This is a genomic window from Candidatus Kapaibacterium sp. (assembly GCA_025059875.1).
Taxonomy (GTDB): Bacteria; Bacteroidota; Ignavibacteria; order Kapaibacteriales; family HRBIN21; genus HRBIN21.
This window is the reverse complement of record JANXCT010000009.1, coordinates 42233-58803: the sequence shown is the minus strand read 5'-3', so window position 1 is coordinate 58803 and position 16571 is coordinate 42233. Positions and strand designations below refer to the sequence as shown.

Sequence of the window (16571 nt, the reverse complement as noted above, 5' to 3'; positions counted from 1 at the left end):
GTCTTTCCGAACCCCTGCCGTATTTTGGCGTCTGCTGCAGTGTCCAATCCTTAAGGGACCCCATGCCACACACTGCTGTCCGTGCCGTCCTCGGCCTTGCTGTTGTTGGTTCTCTCGGATGGGGTCAGCCTCGGCAGAGCCGTGAGGCGACCGTGCTCCTCCGCTATGCCCTCCAGCCCGGTACCCAGTGGACCTACGAGCTGAGCTATCGCTATGAAGAGGTCCGGCACTCCGCTGTGACGGGTTCAGAGGGGAGGCCAGTCGCGACGATTTGGCACGCCCCCCTCCACTACACCTTGCTCTCCGCGACACGGGACACCTTCGTCCTTCGGGAGGTCGTAGACTCCCTGGTCACCTCTGTGGTGGTCGAAGGGGCCAGATATACAGACACGATCGCCTCGCCGCGGGGGGTAGAAATCACCCACACTCTCACCCTCCATGGAGGCCCTGTATCCGCGACATCGAACGTTCGGGACAGCCTCCTCTGGCGCTGGCTGGGCTTCGAGGAAGGGGGAAGGAGCGTCCTGATTAACCGACGTCGCTGGCCCTCGTGGTTCTTCTCCTACCCCGCACAGGCCATCCCTGTGGGCCACACATGGAGCGAAGTGTGGCGAGACTCCATCCAGAGAGAGGACGAACAGACGGTCTGGAGTGCCGACGTCCGCCATACGCTGGAGGCGGTTGTGGACACGTTAGGCCATCGCTGCGCCCGCATCCGCTCCGAGATAGATTCGCTGAAGCTCTCCTCCAAGGCGCGGACGGACTTCGGCGACGACTTCTCGATGGAGCTCTCCGGGCGTGGTGTCGCGCTCACCTACGTCCAACTCTCCAACGGCCTCCCTCTGGCCCAGCAAGAGTCGCTGGACGTGGAAGGTGGCTTCGTGGTTAGTGGACAGGTGGAGGTCTTCGAAACCTTTGAGGAGCGCACGAGGATACAGCTCCGTCGGCGATGAGCAGCACGGGCAGCCGACATCCCTGACCCGTGCGTACCAGTCTGGCAGTAAGTATGGCAGCACGGTAGAACTACTGCTTCCCCACTGCTCAGCGCCGATACCGGGATTCCAGTTTGGGATGGCAGGGACCAAGGCCTTGAGTCCCAGAGCAGAGCCACAAGTACAAGCCCCGGCGTTCTCCGACGCTCTGTCTGGCGTATTTTGCGCCCACTGCATGTGCCATATCTCCCGAAGCTCCATGCGACATTTCAGCGCCCATCTTGCCCTTGTCTGCACCATGGCCAGCCTCCTCTGGTGCGAACAGCGCCCAACTGCATCCCAACGGAATACCGTAACGCTCCGCTATGCCCTCCAGCCTGGTACCGAGTGGACCTACGAGCTGGAGAACCGGATTGAAATGACCCAGAGCTTCATGGGCATCGGAAACCCCGAAGGAACAACGGTCACAGCAACTGTGCGGATGCCTATTCGCTACACGGTGCTCCACTCCTCACCGGATAGCCTCATACTGCGTGAAGTCGTGGACTCGCTGTCCATCTCCATGAAGGCAAAGGACGTGGGCCTCATCTACGACACGGTCTTCTCCTCGCCGCAGGGGATTGCAACGACGTACACCCTCAGCCCTTCTGGCCAGCTACTGTCAGTAGAGCGGCGAGTAGCCGACAGCAGCTTCTGGAGCTCGGTTGGCAGTGCACCTCTTGGCAGGGACATGTTCCGCGGTAGCCGGCGTCGGCTGCTCACATGGTTCCTCCCTCTCCCGGACCGAGCTATCTCCGTGGGACACACATGGACGGAAGAGGGGCACGATACCACCCGAGATGAACAGCAGACGAGCATCTATCGGGTGAGTCTATCCCACACACTGGAGGCGGTGGTGGACACTCTAGGCCACCGTTGTGCCCGAATCCGCTCCGAGCTGCGGTCGCTGAATATCCACCTCACGGCCCGCACACAGTTTGGCCAGATCTCTACAGAAATGACTGGCAGCGGGGTCACCATCACCTACGCGCCGCTCTCCCGAGGGGTTCCCATCTTCCAGCGAGGACGCCTCCAGTTGGAGGGCTCATTTGCATTTGGTGGACAAGCGGAGGCGCTGGGGACGACCGAGCAGACAATGGAGGTAGTACTCCGTCAGCGATGAGCTGGCGACTGTGGTTGCTAGTCAGCAGCGCTGTGGTGGCGCACAGCAGCCCGCAACTGCCAATTCTGCCCGATACTGTATGCCTCCGCTACCGCTTCCAACCGGGAGATACGCTTATCTACCGCGTGGAAGCGCAGGATAGCATCTTCATCTATGGTCAGCCTCCGCTGGTGCGGGAGCGGTACGAGACGCTCGTGCTCATCTGCGACTCCGTTGGCGCTGACGGCAGCTTCTGGCTCCGGATGGTGCCAACGGAGTTCCTGGCACGGGAACGCATGGATACACTGCAGAGCCTACGGCCCGTGTCGCCGTGCCAACATCGACCCGTTGTCCTGCAGGTGGATACCTTGGGAACCCGCCTCAGTGGGCATGCTCCAGAGAACACTGTCGTCTGCCCTGGGGGAGTGTTGCAGCTACCATTCCTCCAGCCGCTCCATGGCTGTATCCGCGCGCATGAGTCGTGGTTAGTGCAGGATAGCTTGCTCCTCTGGGAGAATGCGACACCGCCCCCGCGCTTTGCCCGGACGGCCCTGCTCCGTGCCTTCCTTCCGCGCGATACCCTTGGCCACCGCTGCCTGGAGGTGCAGTTCACGACGACGGGTAGCGGCTGGTATATCCGAGATTCGGCCTTCGCTGTCCGTGCTGTCACCAACTCCTTCGGACGGCTGCTGCTCTCAACGGAGGGCATCCCCGTGTGGAGCTACACAACCCAAGAGATTCGACTCAGCCTGCAGCTCGGCGGTACGGTCACGGAAGGGCTGCACTACATCAATCTCTGGCACCGTCTCGAGGAGTATCAGTCAGCACGTAGGAAGCTCTCTCCCAGCCCTGCAGTTCCCCCAGAAACTCCGGCACCAACACAGCGCCGACGACGTTCCCAGCGATGAGTCCCACAGAAGTGTCTCCACGATGGTCCTCTGCACCCTCCTTCTCCTTGGGTGGTTGGCAGTAGGAGCTCCTGCTGCTCAGACGCCCGGCAGCAAGCCCCTAAGCCTCGGAGAATGCCTTCGGCTGGCTTTCGCCAAGCATCCCGATCTCCTCACTGCATCGGCGCAGCTCTCCGCTACCGGGGCTGAGCTAACGGCCGCATTCGGGATGTACCTCCCTTCGCTCAACTTCTCGGCCGGGTACTCCCGCCAGCTCAACGTCCAGGGCGGCCGCAGCGTCAACATCGGTGGGCAAGTCATTCGCCTCCCTGCGGTGGACCCAGACGCTTACAGCCTCAGCCTGACGGGCAGCTACATCCTCTTCGACGGCTTCGGTCGGGAGTATACCTTCCAGCGGGCACAGTCGGCCGTTTCGGCAGCTGAAGCAACGCTGGCCTACACCCGCCAGAGAGTCGCTGCGGAGGTCATTCAGCTCTACATGGAGGCACTGAAGGCCGAGCGCCTCGTCGCTGTCCGGCAGCAGCATTACGAGCTGGGACAGCGAGAGCTGGAGCGGGTTCGTGCTACCGTGGAGGTCGGTCGGCAGCCAGTGACCACCCTCTATGCCCAGGAGGCAGAAGTTGCCAAGCGGGAAGTGGAGCTCCTGCAGGCTAAGCAGCAGTACGAACTTGCCCTTGCCCGGCTACGCCACCTCGTCGGGGCAGAACTGACAGACCCAATCGTCCTTGCCGACCCCACGCTGCCGGACTCGCTCACGCCGGAGACTGCCCGGGCACTGCGCCAGCAGTGGGGAACCTTCTCCGAACTACTACAGCGAGCACTTCAGAACCGTCAGGACTACCGAGCTGCCCAGCGGCGCGTGGAAGCCGCCCGTGCTGCGATTGCCGCAGCTCGCAGCCAGTATTTCCCCACGCTGACTGCTGCTGGAGGGTGGAGCTGGGCTAATTCCGCACTGCGCGACTTCGGGCAATTGGGACGTGCTTTCGTTGGGCTCCAACTCACTGCTACCCTCTTCGACAACTTCCGCACGAATGCTCAACTGCAGGCTGCCGAAGTCCAGCACGTCCAAGCCCAAGCAGAACTGGAGAAACTCCGACAGGGAATCGCTCAGGAGCTGCAGGAATCCCTGCTGACGCTGGAAGTGATAGCACAGCAGTTAGAGGCAGCCTATCGCTCGCTGCGCTCCGCAACGATGTACATGGAGAACGTCCGCTCTCGGTACGAGCTCGGGGCAGCAACGAGCGTGGAGCTCTTTGCAGCAGAAGCTCAGCGCACAAGCGCTGCAGCTACGGTCGTTAGCCTAAGCTATGACTTCCTCGCCGCTCAGGCACGGGTCCAGTACGCTGTTGGGCTCTTGGAACCGTAGGTCGTTCAACAAACCAACACGCCATGCTCAAGAAACGTCGTCGCTGGCTCTTCGTACTCCTCGGTGTGCTCCTGGGAGTCATCCTCGTACTCATCTTCGCCTCTCGAGGCGAAGAGGCCATTGCTGTCACTGTTGAGCCTGTCCAGCGGAGGACGATTACGCAGATCGTTAGTGCCGTTGGCGTCCTGCGGCCTGAGACAGAGGTTAAGCTAAGCTCAGAGACCAGCGGGGAGGTCATTGCCCTGTTTGTCAGGGAGGGCGATACGGTGAAGGCGGGACAATTGCTACTACGCATCCAGCCCGATATCGCCCAGACCTTCCTAGAGCAGAGTGCCGCCGCCGCCGAAGCAGCCCGGCGGATGATGGAAGCAGCCAAAGCCGAGTGGGAGCGGACACGCACAGAGCTGGAACGGGTCACCGAACTCTTCCGCCGGATGGCCGCCTCTCAACAGGAACTCGATCAGGCCCGGACAGCCCACGAACAGGCCTTCAACCGCTACAATGCCGCCATTGCCGACTACGAACGAGCTCAAGCCGCCCTCCGGCAGGCACGGTATCAGCTCTCCCGCACTGCTCTCTACGCCCCCATCTCCGGCATCGTGACTTCGCTGTCGGTTGAAGCGGGAGAGAAGGTGGTAGGGACGGCTCAGATGCAGGGCACGGAACTCCTGCGGATCGCCGATTTAAGCCGTATGACTGCTGTTGTAGAGGTCAACGAGAACGATGTTACCCTCCTCCAGCTCGGCGACACCGCAGAAGTAAGCGTTGACGCACTACCGGACCAGGTCTTCCGCGGAATCGTCACGGAAATTTCCCACTCGCCCAAAGTCGGCCGCGCCGGAACTCAGGATGAGGTTGTCAACTTTGAGGTGAAGATCCTACTGCTGGAGACCGACCCACGGCTGCGACCTGGGATGAGCTGCAATGCGGACATCCGAACGGAGACCCGCTACAACGTCCTGGCAGTCCCATTACAAGCCGTCACCGTCCGGCTCGAGAAGGATGACACCACACGGACTGCCACGCGCCGCCGCCCGCCAACCGTAGTCTTCCTCCACGACAGAGGGCGTGCCCGGATGGTAACGGTGGAGACCGGCATCAGCGACCGCGACTACATCGAGATTCGGAGCGGGCTCACCGAAGGAGCTCAAGTCATCACTGGGAGCTTCCAAGCCATCACCCGCCTGCTCTACGACGGTGCACCAGTGACCCTGCAGCAGCAGGAACGGCAGGGAGCCACAAGGGACGGGCAGACACAGTGAGCGTGACACAGAGCGATGGAACCCCCGCTGATTGTGCTGCAGAACATCACGAAGGTCTACCGCCTGGGAGCAGAAGAGGTCCATGCCCTTCGGGGCATCTCGCTGCAGATTGACCGCAACGAGTACGTGGCCATCATGGGGCCCTCGGGCTCCGGAAAGTCAACCCTGATGCACATCCTGGGCCTTTTGGACAGGCCAACCTCTGGGCGCTATTCCTTCCGAGGACAGGATGTCAGCCAACTGAGCGACGACGAGCTAGCACAGCTCCGCAACCGCGAGATCGGTTTCGTGTTCCAGAACTATAACCTCCTCCCTCGGGCAACGGCACTGAAGAACGTAGAGCTCCCGCTCATCTACGCCGGCTTGCCCGCAGAAGAGCGCCGCCAACGCGCCCAAGCAGCATTGGAAGCTGTCGGCTTAGGAGACCGCCTCCACCACCGCCCAAACGAGCTCTCCGGCGGGCAGTGCCAACGGGTCGCGATTGCCCGAGCCTTGGTCGTCAACCCCTCCCTTATCCTCGCAGACGAACCGACGGGAAACCTGGACACGGCCACGAGCGAGGATATCATGCAGCTCTTCAACCAACTATGGCAGCGCGGCAACACCATCGTGCTCGTCACCCATGAGGAGCATATCGCCCGCCATGCCCAGCGCATCATCCGGATCCGCGATGGGCGCATAGAATCTGACACACGCTACGATGCGACCGTCCAACGACAGCCCACCGGAGGCTCGGAATGTCCCGATGGGTAGAGCTGTCAGAAGCGCTCGCCGTCGCGATTGATGCCATCAGAGCTAATGCCTTCCGCTCGCTGCTGACGACCCTTGGAATTGCTGTCGGCAGCCTTTTTGTCTCCCTCATGGGCTGGTTCCTCTATGGCTTAGACACCACACTGGAGCGGACCATTGCCCTACTTGGCCCAGACATGCTCTACGTTGACAAGTGGGACTGGAGTGGGCAGACACGGTGGGAGGAAGTCCGCTCCCGCAAGGACATCACTTACCGACAAGCCCAGGAGCTGATTGTGTCCCTCACTGGAGCTGAGGTAGCTGTGCCCCTTGTGGATGCCTTTGGCATAACCGTCTCCGCGGGAGGGCGTGCCGTGAAGGACCTCATAGTCGTCGGGACCCTTAGTACCTACGGGCAGACACCCCTTGGCACTATACAGCTTGGGCGTTTCCTCTCCGCAGCGGAAGATCGCTATGGCGTTCCGGTCGTCGTCCTTGGTTACCTGGCAGCCCGTGAGCTCTTCCCCAGAGAGAATGCCATCGGGAAGACTGTACGAATTGCTGGCTACCCCTTCACAGTCGTGGGGATCCTGGAACAACAGGGCACGACCTTCGCCGAGTTCATTGACAAGCAGATCTTCATTCCGCTGCCGACGTTCCAGCGTGTACTCGGCTTCGCAAAGCGCTCGTTCACCATCGCTGTCAAAGCTGGCTCAGAAGAGCGGATGGAGCAGGTCCGTGCCGAGCTACGAGCTCTGATGCGGCGCATCCGCGGATTGCCCCCTGGGGCACCGGATGATTTCTCCATCAACGAGATCCAAGTCTTCCGCGATCAGATTGCTGGACTGCGGCGGGCCGTCTGGGGAGTAGGGATCGGGATGTCGATGCTGTCCTTCATCGTTGGCATCATCGGGATTGTCAACATCATGTTCGTTTCGGTCGTCGAGCGTACGCGCGAGATTGGGATCCGCAAAGCCGTTGGAGCCCGCCACAGCTCGATTGCACTCCAGTTCTTGCTGGAAGCCACACTGTTGTGCGTTGCTGGAGCGGCGATCGCCCTTGTGGTAGGGAACGGCATTGCAGCCCTCATCGTCCTCGCTGTCCCACAGGCAAAGTTCCTAACCCCCTACATCCCCCCGCAGCACATTGGCCTGGCACTGCTCATCGCTTTCAGTGCGGGCATTATTGCTGGCTGGGCCCCCACCCTGCGAGCCGCACGCCTGGATCCTGTACAGGCTCTCCGCTACGAGTAGGAGACTCCCCGCTACATACTTGCTTCAGAAGCCTCCGCTACGAGTTTGGTCTCAGGAACTTCATCCCACCAAGCAGAGATGACACCACCCCCAAGGAGTTCATCGCCATCGTAGAGCACGGCAGACTGGCCCGGAGTAATTGCGCGTCGTGGCTCATCGAAGCGGACCCACAGCCGCCCGGTATCGTCTTGCCAGGCCGTGGCAGGAGCTCCCTCGTCCTTGTAGCGAATCTTCACTGTGCACCGGATCCCTTCAGCGGGCAGCCTCTCAACGGCAATGAGATTAGCTGAATCTGCAACCAGCCCCCAATGGTAGAGATGCCGCTGAGGACCGACGACGAGAGCATTCTGCTCTGGCAGAATCTCCAGCACGTACAGAGGCTCCGGCGCTGCAATCCCCAGGCCTCGACGCTGCCCGATGGTGTAGAAGGGATACCCCTCGTGGTGCCCAACGACACGGCCATTGTAGAGGATGGGGCCACCTCGGAGCTTCTCGGTTCGCTGCGGCTCCATTTGGCGCAGGAAGCGACGATAGTCGTTGTCGGGCACGAAGCAGAGCTCGTAGCTCTCGGGCTTCTGGGCAATCTCTAAGCCGAGTCGTTCAGCCTCGCGCCGCACCTCCTCCTTCGTCAACTCGCCCAATGGGAAGAGTGTCCTCGCAAGGAAAGCCTGGGGGAGCATCCAGAGGGCATACGACTGGTCCTTCCGTTCATCACGCCCGCGCAAGAGTCTGTACCGTCCACGCTCAGCATCGTGGAAGAGTCGGGCGTAATGACCTGTGGCTACGTACTCCGCACCCAAGGCATCAGCCTTCCGGAGGAGCTCACCCCACTTGATAGTGCGGTTACAGCGAACGCATGGGTTCGGTGTCCGCCCGCGGAAGTACTCCTGCACAAAGTAGTCGATGACCTCACACCGGAAGGGCTCAGTGAAGTCTACCACCAGGTGCGGAATCCCCAACTGCAAGCAGACTCGCCGCGCATCATTGATGCCCTCCAGCGAGCAGCAACTGGACTCGTTCCCGATGTTGCCCCCGACGTCTTCGTAGTTGTAGGTCTTGATGGTGACCCCAATGACCTCGTACCCCTGCTCCACGAGCAGAGCTGCTGCAACGGAGGAATCCACCCCTCCGGACATACCCACTACAACGCGCCGGCAATTCCGCTGTGCCATCCGCCTCTGGTCCATGCGTGAACTGCAGCAGCATAGACGAACCAGCCGCGCCAGCTATGGGTAGCTCTCACATACTGCCGGCTACCACACGGCATCCTCAGCGCTGCCTTCGGCAGCTCCTCGCCCGCATCTACCTTCCACGGCATCCTACCACCTCAACCCTTGGCTATCGGCAACATCTAAACGCCGCTGTTACCGCATTGCTCCCGCGACGAATGGAACGATGTCGCCCCAGCAGCCGTGCCCTCGCACCAGCTCCTAGGGCTTCCACAGCTACATCCTCCCCTTAGACCGCGGCAGAGCGCCCGCCTCCGCCGGACTCGCTCCATAGGTTACGCCACCCCACTGTGGGACCACGCAGCAGCTCTCCCCACCCAGCAGCTCTCCATAGTGCGCTTACCTTCCCTCGCCCGTTCCAACGTACTGACTGACGCAGTGCTATTGGTCTTCGCAACGAGCGACTTCCTCAGCGTTCGAGAACACCACGACCCCTTCTGGAGTCGCACCGACATCATGCGCCTCTCCCGTTGCCCCTGTCCCCACCGTTTGGAGGCACCAACTACTCAACGACAGCCGATACGCTACATCCGGACCAGCACCCCCAAGGTCTATGGCCCTAACATCCTGCCCTCCGAGCCGGTCCAGCGCCGTAGCCACACCCCAGCAGTGCTCTACTCCCACCAGCAACATCTACTAAGCAGCTTCCCCGTCCCGGCTACCGCCTCTACTGGCCCTGAGACAGCGGACGGCAGAAAGAGAATCGGTTCAGAGTGGCGACGAGCGAATCCTCCACGGCCTTAGCTCCAGCGGTGCGTCCAAAGCTGAGGATAGCGAAGAGGAGCGAGTCCTGGTCAGCCGTTGCCGCGTAGCCAGCCAAGGCGCTGACGTTGCGGAGCGTTCCCGTCTTGGCCCAGCAACGGCCTCGGCTCTCCTCCCAACCGAGGCGGTGTTTCAACGTCCCGTCCATCCCGCTCACTGCCAGGCTGCGTAGAAAGGCACCAGCGAACGGGGCTTGGAGTGCACGGGCAAGGAGCATAACGAGATCAGCAGCGGTGACTCGATTGCGCCGGGATAGCCCTGAACCATCTCGCAGACGGCATTCCGTGCATGGAATCCCCCACTGCTCCAGCAATCTCTGGAGCACCATCCGAGCTTGCTGCGCATGAGAGCCTTCCCCGTGTGCTGCTGCCCCCACCAGCTTGAAGAGGTGCTCAGCAACGAAGTTGTCGCTCTTCTTGTTCACCACAGCTACCACCTCGGCCAATGAACGCCGGTATTCAGCAAGGACTATCCCGCTCCGAGGGCATATCCCCACACCGAATCCCCCCTCTACCCGAATGCCGGCAGCACGCAGCCGCTGGAGGAACGTCGCCGCCGTTGCTATCTCAGGAGCTTCCATCGGAACGCTGACCGACCAAGTGCCTTCTGCGGGCACCCTCCCTGAGAGCACGATTCGCTGCACAGAGCCTTTCAAGAAGCTGCGAACATGGATCACAGCTCGAACCGCCCTTCTACCCTTTCGGCGCACGGGGATGCAACGGAGCCGAGAGACGTCTACGATAAAGGCCGGTGACAGTGGTACTGTCTGCGCCGTCAAGCGCCCGCGGACGGCACTGACGACAACCCGGACCTCGTTCCGATTGAAGCCCAGCGCCGTAATCGGCGGGAGCGGCTGGACGACGTCCGTATCCCCACTGTACTGCAGACGGTAGCGCTCCTCATCGAAGAGCGAGCCGTCCGCCAACACTGACCCAGTCACCCGCCGAACACCCTGCCGAGCCAACTGGGCAGCAATCTCCTCCAGCTCCCGCACCGTTAACAGTGCATCGCCACCCCCAACCACGTAGAGGTCGCCATGGATCGTCCCTTGAGCATCGACAGCAGCACTTGCCACAACACGAGTCACCACCGCTGCTGAATCTCCAAATGTTGCCAGAGCTGCAACAGTCCAGAACAACTTGGTCGTAGATGCCGGCGTGAGGGGCAGACGAGCGTTCTGCTCAAACAGCGGGCGTCCAGTCCGATCAGCAACTACGACCCCAACTTGCGCACGCCTTTCAAGGGGCTGGAGGAGTGCTTTGAGGCGGTTCCGGAGGCTCTCTACCGCAGCCGCACTGTCCAAGGCACTACAGCGAGCCCACGTAGGAACGCCAGCAACTGCAAGGAGGATTGCTCCGTGTACCAGTAGCAACATTCACTTGCTCGCGACGTCCTCCGAGAGTCGCTACAAAATTCTATCACAGTGCCGTACTGGCAATCCGAACCCCAAGCCGTGCCTGATGCCAGGGTTCACCGTATGCCCACCCAAGCTGGAGCTGCAGTGCCCCAGCAGCCGTCCGGAGTTGCCACTGAGTACCTACCCCTACTCGCCACCCCAAGAGTGCCATCCACCCAATATCTACGAATACCCCAGCGTACTCACTCTCGTTGAGAAGCCATCGCCCCTCCATCCCTCCCCAGAGAGCCCGAGGCGTCGCAAACTGCGCTTCCCGGTAGCCCCTCAGGCTCTGGACTCCACCGACACGGTAGAACTCCTCTCGCCGCAGCTCAGCTCCCACTAAGAACTGCCCTTGAATATGGAGGCGCGCAACGAGGGGGAACATCACGGAGACAAAGGCCTCAGAGCCCGCCTCCGCAGCAACTCGGAGCCAGCGGCGTTCTGGCTCCCCATAGCGCTGCCATCGATATGAAAGGCGCAGGAAAGTTCGAACTCCTTGGGCTGGATTCTGTGCCGGATGGAGCTGCCCCATCTGGAATCCACCACCGATGTATCCTGCGCGACTCCGCATCAGCCACCCCACATTCCCCGAGGGCACAATCCAGCGCCAGCCTCCGAAGAGCTCTGCCTGCCACCCTGCTGAGAGATGCCCTAACCACTCAACCCCTAGCTCCCAGCGGACATCCGAATACGTCGTGTCGTACTGTCGCAGCTCGTACTGTCCGCGCAATGCTACCCAGGGTGGTAGCGGCTCTGTGTACCTCACCGATAGCTCCTGCACTTGAGCAGCTGCTCGGTACCACCGCAAGCTGGCAGAACGCCCGCTCCCGAAAAGGTTTCCAAGCTGAGCCTCGGCCATCCCGCTCCACCCTCCAGCACCGCCGGATGGTGGAGCGTAGCCAAGGAAGCCCTCCAGTCGGGTGGCGCTGCGCTCCCGGAGAGTAAAGACAGCCGCCCATCGCCCATCAGGGAGGCTCTCTCGGCGCGGGGACTCAATGACTTCAATCCACGGTAACGATTGAAGCCGATGTCGCGCCCGCTCTAGAAGGGCATCTGAGAGCACCTCCCGAGCCTCAATCCCAACCCACCGCCGGAGGAATTCATCCCGTGTAGACCGCAAGCCGTGGAAGAGGACCGTGTCCGCCCGTGCCGGCTCCCCGCAGTAAAGGACACAGCGAAGCCGCACTCCTGCACCCTCCAGACGGACCTCCTGAACATCGGCCCAGGCATGCAGGTATCCTGCTGTTTGCGCTACCGCCACCAATTCCTTCAACAGCACCTGAATGTCATCCCGCCGAGCCTGGCGTCTCTGAAAGCCAGAGCTTACTTGTTGCACCCTCTGTTGGATTGGCTCGGGCAGGTCGGACAGAGAAGCTACCTCCACGGCCTCCACTGTCACCGGCTTGCCGAGGTAGAGAACATAGTACATACAGGCATGCTCGGCGTCCCACCACGGCTCTACCCGAGCAAACCAGTACCCCTGCTCGTGTGCCCATCGAAGCAGGGAGAGGCTGTCTTCCCGAACACAGGCGCGGAACTCTTCAGCCTCATAGCGGCGCCCAGACTGCAGACAGAGGGGCCACCGAAGGTCCACTACAATTGCCGGTTGCGGCCGTAGCTCAACAGCATTGATCCAGAAGCCATCATATTGCGAGCCAGCTACGAATCCCCCGCCAATGGTGGAGAGGAAGGCAGCCGTGAACACTCCTCGGAGCCGCCACAGAACCTCCCAGACGACAACCGCCGGGCGCTGGACTCCGATCAGTAACCAGACTGCTACCATACCGCTTTCCACTCCTTTTCCCCTTTCCACGTCAGTGCAGCGACAGGCTCTCCGAAGGCCCGCTTCGGTCTCTACCAACACTGGATGGGCATGTGTCCCTATGGGCAGCGCTGAGATGCTCCGCATCGGCATCGTCTGTTATCCCACTTACGGTGGGAGCGGAGTCGTCGCCACAGAACTCGGGAAGGCGTTAGCACGGCGCGGCTACCAGGTACACTTCATCACATACGCCCTCCCATGGCGTTTAGACGCTTTTCACGACAACATCTTCTTCCACGAAGTGGAGCTGCCGAACTACCCGCTGTTCGAGTTCCAGCTCTACTCCCTCGCTTTGGCTGGCAAGCTCGTAGACGTAGCCCGCTACGAGCGGCTCAATCTCCTCCATGTCCACTACGCTATCCCCCATGCTATCAGCGGTTACCTGGCCCAGCGCATGCTCCAAGAGCACCACGGACTCTCCCTGCCCGTTGTGACGACCCTCCACGGCACCGATATTACTCTGGTTGGCTTAGAGCCCTCCTTTCACCCTGTGGTACGCTTCTCGATAGAGCATTCCGACGCCGTCACGGCTGTCTCCTGCTTCTTGGCCGATAAGACTCGTCATCAGTTCCACATCCAGCGCCCGATTGAGGTTATCCCCAACTTTGTGGACACAAACTTCTTTACGCCTCGTCCCGACTCGGAACTACGGCGTCAATTTGCCGGCGAAGGAGAGCACCTCCTCATTCACGTCTCCAACTTTCGTCCCATCAAGCGCTCTCCCGACACGGTCCGTATTTTGGCGGAAGTCCGTTCTGCCGTGCCAGCCAAACTCCTCCTCATCGGAGACGGGCCAGAGCGCGGCGAAGCCGAACGCCTGGCGCGGCAGTTGGGGATTGACGAACACGTCCGGTGCTTAGGCAAGCAACCCATCACGCCAGAACTGCTCTCCATTGCCGACATCTTTCTCCTGCCTAGCCAGTCCGAGAGCTTCGGTCTCGCGGCCTTAGAGGCGATGAGCTGCGGGGTTCCTGTTGTTGCCACAACCGCGGGGGGCATTCCAGAGCTTGTCCGCCACGGCGAGACGGGATTCCTTGCAGAGATTGGGGACATCCAGCGCATGGCGCGCTACTGCATTGAGCTCCTGACGAACCCAAAGAAGCTCCACTCCTTCCGCGAGCGGGCCCGTCTACGTGCTCTGGAGTTTGACCTTGAGCGGATAGTCCCGCGGTATGAGCAGCTCTATCAACGAGTGCTCGAGCAGGCAGGGGTAGAGCTATAGGGCTCCTGGAGCATCCGCCCCCTCTTCCGGGAGCCGGAGCTGGCGAAGGCGAGCCTCCAGCACTTCCCCTTGGATCGGCTCAAACAGCGGCAGCTCTACTAGCCGTTCGACCTCCTCCAATGGGGGTAGCTCGTGCAGCGATGCCAGCCCGAAGAGATGCAAGAACTGCGGCGTCGTTCCGTAGAGTGCTGGACGCCCAGGAGCAGCAGCATGCCCTACCACGGTTAGGAGCCCACGGTCTACTAGGGACTGGAGAACGTCACCAGAGTTGACGCCGCGGATCGTATCAATTTCCGCGCGAGTGATAGGCTGTCGGTAGGCGACGATTGCCAAGACCTCCAGTGCTGCTTGGGAGAGCCGCCGCCGAGCCCGGCCAGAGAATGCCCGCTCAATCCACCAAGAAGCCTCTGGCGTGGCAACTAACCCATAGCTCTCTCCCAGCCTCTGCACGCGGTAGGGACGACCCGTCTCCTCCAACTCAGCGTTGAGCTCAGCGATGGCTCGCTCCAGCTCTTGCTCACCCACGCTACCAGCTGGAAGCCCGCATGCAGCGCAAACACGGAGTGCCAACTCACACACCTCCACCGGCGACTCAGCAGCAAATAGGAGTGCCTCCACGACACGCTTCAATGGCACCTCAAGACTCGAAGACCGCATGAGTGCCTTGAGCTGTTGCAACGACGGGTGCACAGAGGAAGAGAGGGGCAAACGGGACTTCCTGCTCCAGCATGACTTCCTGCTGCCGTGCAAGCTCCAACACCGCCAGAAAGAAGAGCACCCGCTCGGAGATCGGACGGTCCCACACTAGCTCTTCGAAGCTGAAGCGCTTGCGGCGACACAGCAGCTGGCCGATCCATCCCATATACTCTGCCACGGATGCTGCGACGGAGGGTAGTACCACCCTCGTGTCGTGTCCCGACCGACGGAGCAGCTGGCATAGCGCTTCCGCAAGTACCGTTGCCGGAAGGCGATCACTCAGTCTCTCCTCTTGCCGCTGCCATCGAATCGGGAACAGGCGCATGAAGCGTGGTTCTTGCTGTTCCCACCGCTGGCGCAGCAACAGCGCCGCGTACTTATACCGACGGTATTCCAGGAGCCGCTCCCAGAGCGGTTCCTCTGTCTCCCCAAGGGTTGGCTCGATGTGGTCCCCTGATGGCTCTTCTTGAAGTGCTGGCCGACGTAGTAGCCACCGGGCTTTAATGGCCAGCAGCTCTGCCGCTACCACGAAGAACTCCGCCGCCAGATCCAGCTCCACTGCTTCTGTCCAGCGAAGGTAGTCCAGAAACTGTTCAACTAGATCGGCGATCGGGACGCGCTCTATTGGCAGCTCTCGACGCTGCACGAGGAAGAGCAGCACATCTAGCGGACCCTCAAACTCCGGCAACCGAACTCTGTAGATGTGGCTGACCATGTGCACTCTCAGCCGTCGTATAGAGGCGCGGTACCCTTGGGCTGATCCCGACAAGCACCTCGTATGGGATGGACCGCAGCCAGCAGGCCATCTCATCGGCCCAGATTGCTTCCCCTCCTTGCTCCCCTATGAGCACCACCTCCTCGCCGATAGCCACTGGCTCATCCCCTACATCAACCATCACCTCGTCCATGCACACAGCCCCAACGACAGGGAATCGCTTTCCGTGGATGAGGCACTCAGCACGACTCGTCAACCCATAACGGTAGCCATCAGCGTAACCGACAGGCACCGTGACGATCGTAGTAGACCGCTGCGCACGGTAGAGACGGTGGTAGCTTACCCCGTCACCGGGGGCAATCCGGCGCACTGCCACAACCCGACTCTTCCAGCGCAACGCTGGCCGAAGGGGGAGTCGGCCACCTATGTCCCAAGGCTGGTACCCGTAGAGAGCAATCCCAGGTCGAACCATCGTCCATCTGGCTTCCGGGAAGCGCAGAGCCGCTGCAGAGTTCGCAGCATGGATATAGGGAATCTGGTAACCTGCCGCCTCGACCTGCTGGACAACTTCCCGGAACTGACGCCACTGTTCCCAGAAGAAGCTTGGGTCGGGCTCGTCTGCTGTTGCAAAGTGGGTGCAGAGGCCCAAGACCTCAATCCCTTCAAGCGCTGAGAGCCGTTGAAGGAACTCCAGCGCCGCTGATGGCTCAATTCCCTCCCGCCGCATTCCCGTATCAACGGCAACGTGCACCCCAACACGGACCCCCTGTTGCCGAGCCGCTGCAGCAATCCGCTCCACCACCGACATTGAACACGCTAGAGCCTGCAGCCTAAAACGGCAGTAGAGCGCTGCCTCATCCTCCTGCGGTGGGGTCAAGACCAGAATCGGGAGCGGGTTTCCGGCCTGTCGCAACTGGATGCCCTCCTGGACGTATGCCACTCCCAACATCGCTGCCCCCTCCTGCCGGAAGATCTCTGCGCACTCCACCAGTCCATGTCCATAGGCGTTGGCCTTGACAATCGCTAAAACCCTCGCCGGGGCCACACGCTGCCGTACCTGCCGGAAGTTCTCCCGTAGTTGTTCCGTATCCACAACTACCACTGTTGCCCGCATGCGACGGTGCCTCGAGATCGG

Annotated in this window: 15 protein-coding genes; 8 read left to right on the top strand and 7 right to left on the bottom strand. The window is 61.1% G+C overall.

All coding sequences use genetic code 11. The features are described from left to right. Nucleotides 1-62: 62 nt before the first annotated feature. The 7 genes from NZ960_08175 to NZ960_08145 all read left to right on the top strand — a co-directional run bounded on the left by NZ960_08175 (nucleotide 63) and on the right by NZ960_08145 (nucleotide 7591). The gene (locus NZ960_08175) at nucleotides 63-953 is read left to right on the top strand and encodes a hypothetical protein (GenBank protein ID MCS7177566.1); all 891 of its coding nucleotides are present in this window, start codon (nucleotides 63-65) and stop codon (nucleotides 951-953) included. A gap of 277 nt (nucleotides 954-1230) precedes the next feature. Next, nucleotides 1231-2094, top strand: a complete 864-nt coding sequence (locus tag NZ960_08170; GenBank protein ID MCS7177565.1) for a hypothetical protein — start codon at nucleotides 1231-1233, stop codon at nucleotides 2092-2094. Further along, nucleotides 2091-2981 (top strand): hypothetical protein, encoded by an 891-nt coding sequence (locus tag NZ960_08165; GenBank protein MCS7177564.1) that lies wholly within the window; start codon nucleotides 2091-2093, stop codon nucleotides 2979-2981. The genes NZ960_08170 and NZ960_08165 overlap by 4 nt, the downstream gene beginning before the upstream one ends. A 22-nt stretch (nucleotides 2982-3003) precedes the next feature. Continuing rightward, nucleotides 3004-4347: a TolC family protein gene (locus tag NZ960_08160; GenBank protein MCS7177563.1), complete on the top strand. Its 1344-nt coding sequence runs from the start codon at nucleotides 3004-3006 to the stop codon at nucleotides 4345-4347. Nucleotides 4348-4370: 23 nt separating this feature from the next. Beyond that, the gene (locus NZ960_08155) at nucleotides 4371-5609 is read left to right on the top strand and encodes an efflux RND transporter periplasmic adaptor subunit (protein ID MCS7177562.1); all 1239 of its coding nucleotides are present in this window, start codon (nucleotides 4371-4373) and stop codon (nucleotides 5607-5609) included. Nucleotides 5610-5636: 27 nt separating this feature from the next. Next, nucleotides 5637-6362, top strand: coding sequence for an ABC transporter ATP-binding protein (locus NZ960_08150; protein MCS7177561.1), 726 nt, complete (start codon nucleotides 5637-5639; stop codon nucleotides 6360-6362). After that, nucleotides 6347-7591: an ABC transporter permease gene (locus NZ960_08145; protein MCS7177560.1), complete on the top strand. Its 1245-nt coding sequence runs from the start codon at nucleotides 6347-6349 to the stop codon at nucleotides 7589-7591. The genes NZ960_08150 and NZ960_08145 overlap by 16 nt, the downstream gene beginning before the upstream one ends. Nucleotides 7592-7602: 11 nt before the next feature. Here the strand turns inward: NZ960_08145 and mnmA are convergent, their stop codons facing one another. The 4 genes from mnmA to NZ960_08125 form a co-directional block, all read right to left on the bottom strand. Continuing rightward, a complete protein-coding gene (gene mnmA / locus NZ960_08140) occupies nucleotides 7603-8778 on the bottom strand; it encodes a tRNA 2-thiouridine(34) synthase MnmA (GenBank protein ID MCS7177559.1) in 1176 nt (391 codons plus the stop codon). A 423-nt stretch (nucleotides 8779-9201) separates the two neighbouring features. After that, a complete protein-coding gene (locus NZ960_08135; protein MCS7177558.1) occupies nucleotides 9202-9453 on the bottom strand; it encodes a hypothetical protein in 252 nt (83 codons plus the stop codon). A 34-nt stretch (nucleotides 9454-9487) separates the two neighbouring features. Then, on the bottom strand, nucleotides 9488-10957 hold the full coding sequence (dacB, locus tag NZ960_08130) for a D-alanyl-D-alanine carboxypeptidase/D-alanyl-D-alanine-endopeptidase (GenBank protein ID MCS7177557.1): 1470 nt from the start codon (nucleotides 10955-10957) through the stop codon (nucleotides 9488-9490). Between the two features lie 43 nt (nucleotides 10958-11000). Then, the gene (locus NZ960_08125) at nucleotides 11001-12764 is read right to left on the bottom strand and encodes a hypothetical protein (protein MCS7177556.1); all 1764 of its coding nucleotides are present in this window, start codon (nucleotides 12762-12764) and stop codon (nucleotides 11001-11003) included. 115 nt (nucleotides 12765-12879) lie between these two features. Between NZ960_08125 and bshA the strand changes: the two genes are divergently transcribed. Then, on the top strand, nucleotides 12880-14025 hold the full coding sequence (bshA, locus tag NZ960_08120) for an N-acetyl-alpha-D-glucosaminyl L-malate synthase BshA (GenBank protein MCS7177555.1): 1146 nt from the start codon (nucleotides 12880-12882) through the stop codon (nucleotides 14023-14025). Here bshA and scpB read toward each other — a convergent pair. The 3 genes from scpB to alr are packed head-to-tail and all read right to left on the bottom strand — an operon-like array spanning nucleotide 14020 to nucleotide 16550. Beyond that, nucleotides 14020-14682, bottom strand: coding sequence for an SMC-Scp complex subunit ScpB (scpB, locus tag NZ960_08115; GenBank protein MCS7177554.1), 663 nt, complete (start codon nucleotides 14680-14682; stop codon nucleotides 14020-14022). The genes bshA and scpB overlap by 6 nt on opposite strands. Further along, nucleotides 14663-15436 carry a segregation/condensation protein A gene (locus tag NZ960_08110; GenBank protein ID MCS7177553.1) on the bottom strand — a complete coding sequence of 258 codons (774 nt, stop codon included), beginning with the start codon at nucleotides 15434-15436 and terminating at the stop codon, nucleotides 14663-14665. Before NZ960_08110 ends, scpB begins: the two co-directional genes overlap by 20 nt. Beyond that, nucleotides 15396-16550 carry an alanine racemase gene (gene alr / locus NZ960_08105; GenBank protein MCS7177552.1) on the bottom strand — a complete coding sequence of 385 codons (1155 nt, stop codon included), beginning with the start codon at nucleotides 16548-16550 and terminating at the stop codon, nucleotides 15396-15398. Before alr ends, NZ960_08110 begins: the two co-directional genes overlap by 41 nt. Nucleotides 16551-16571 lie beyond the last annotated feature (21 nt).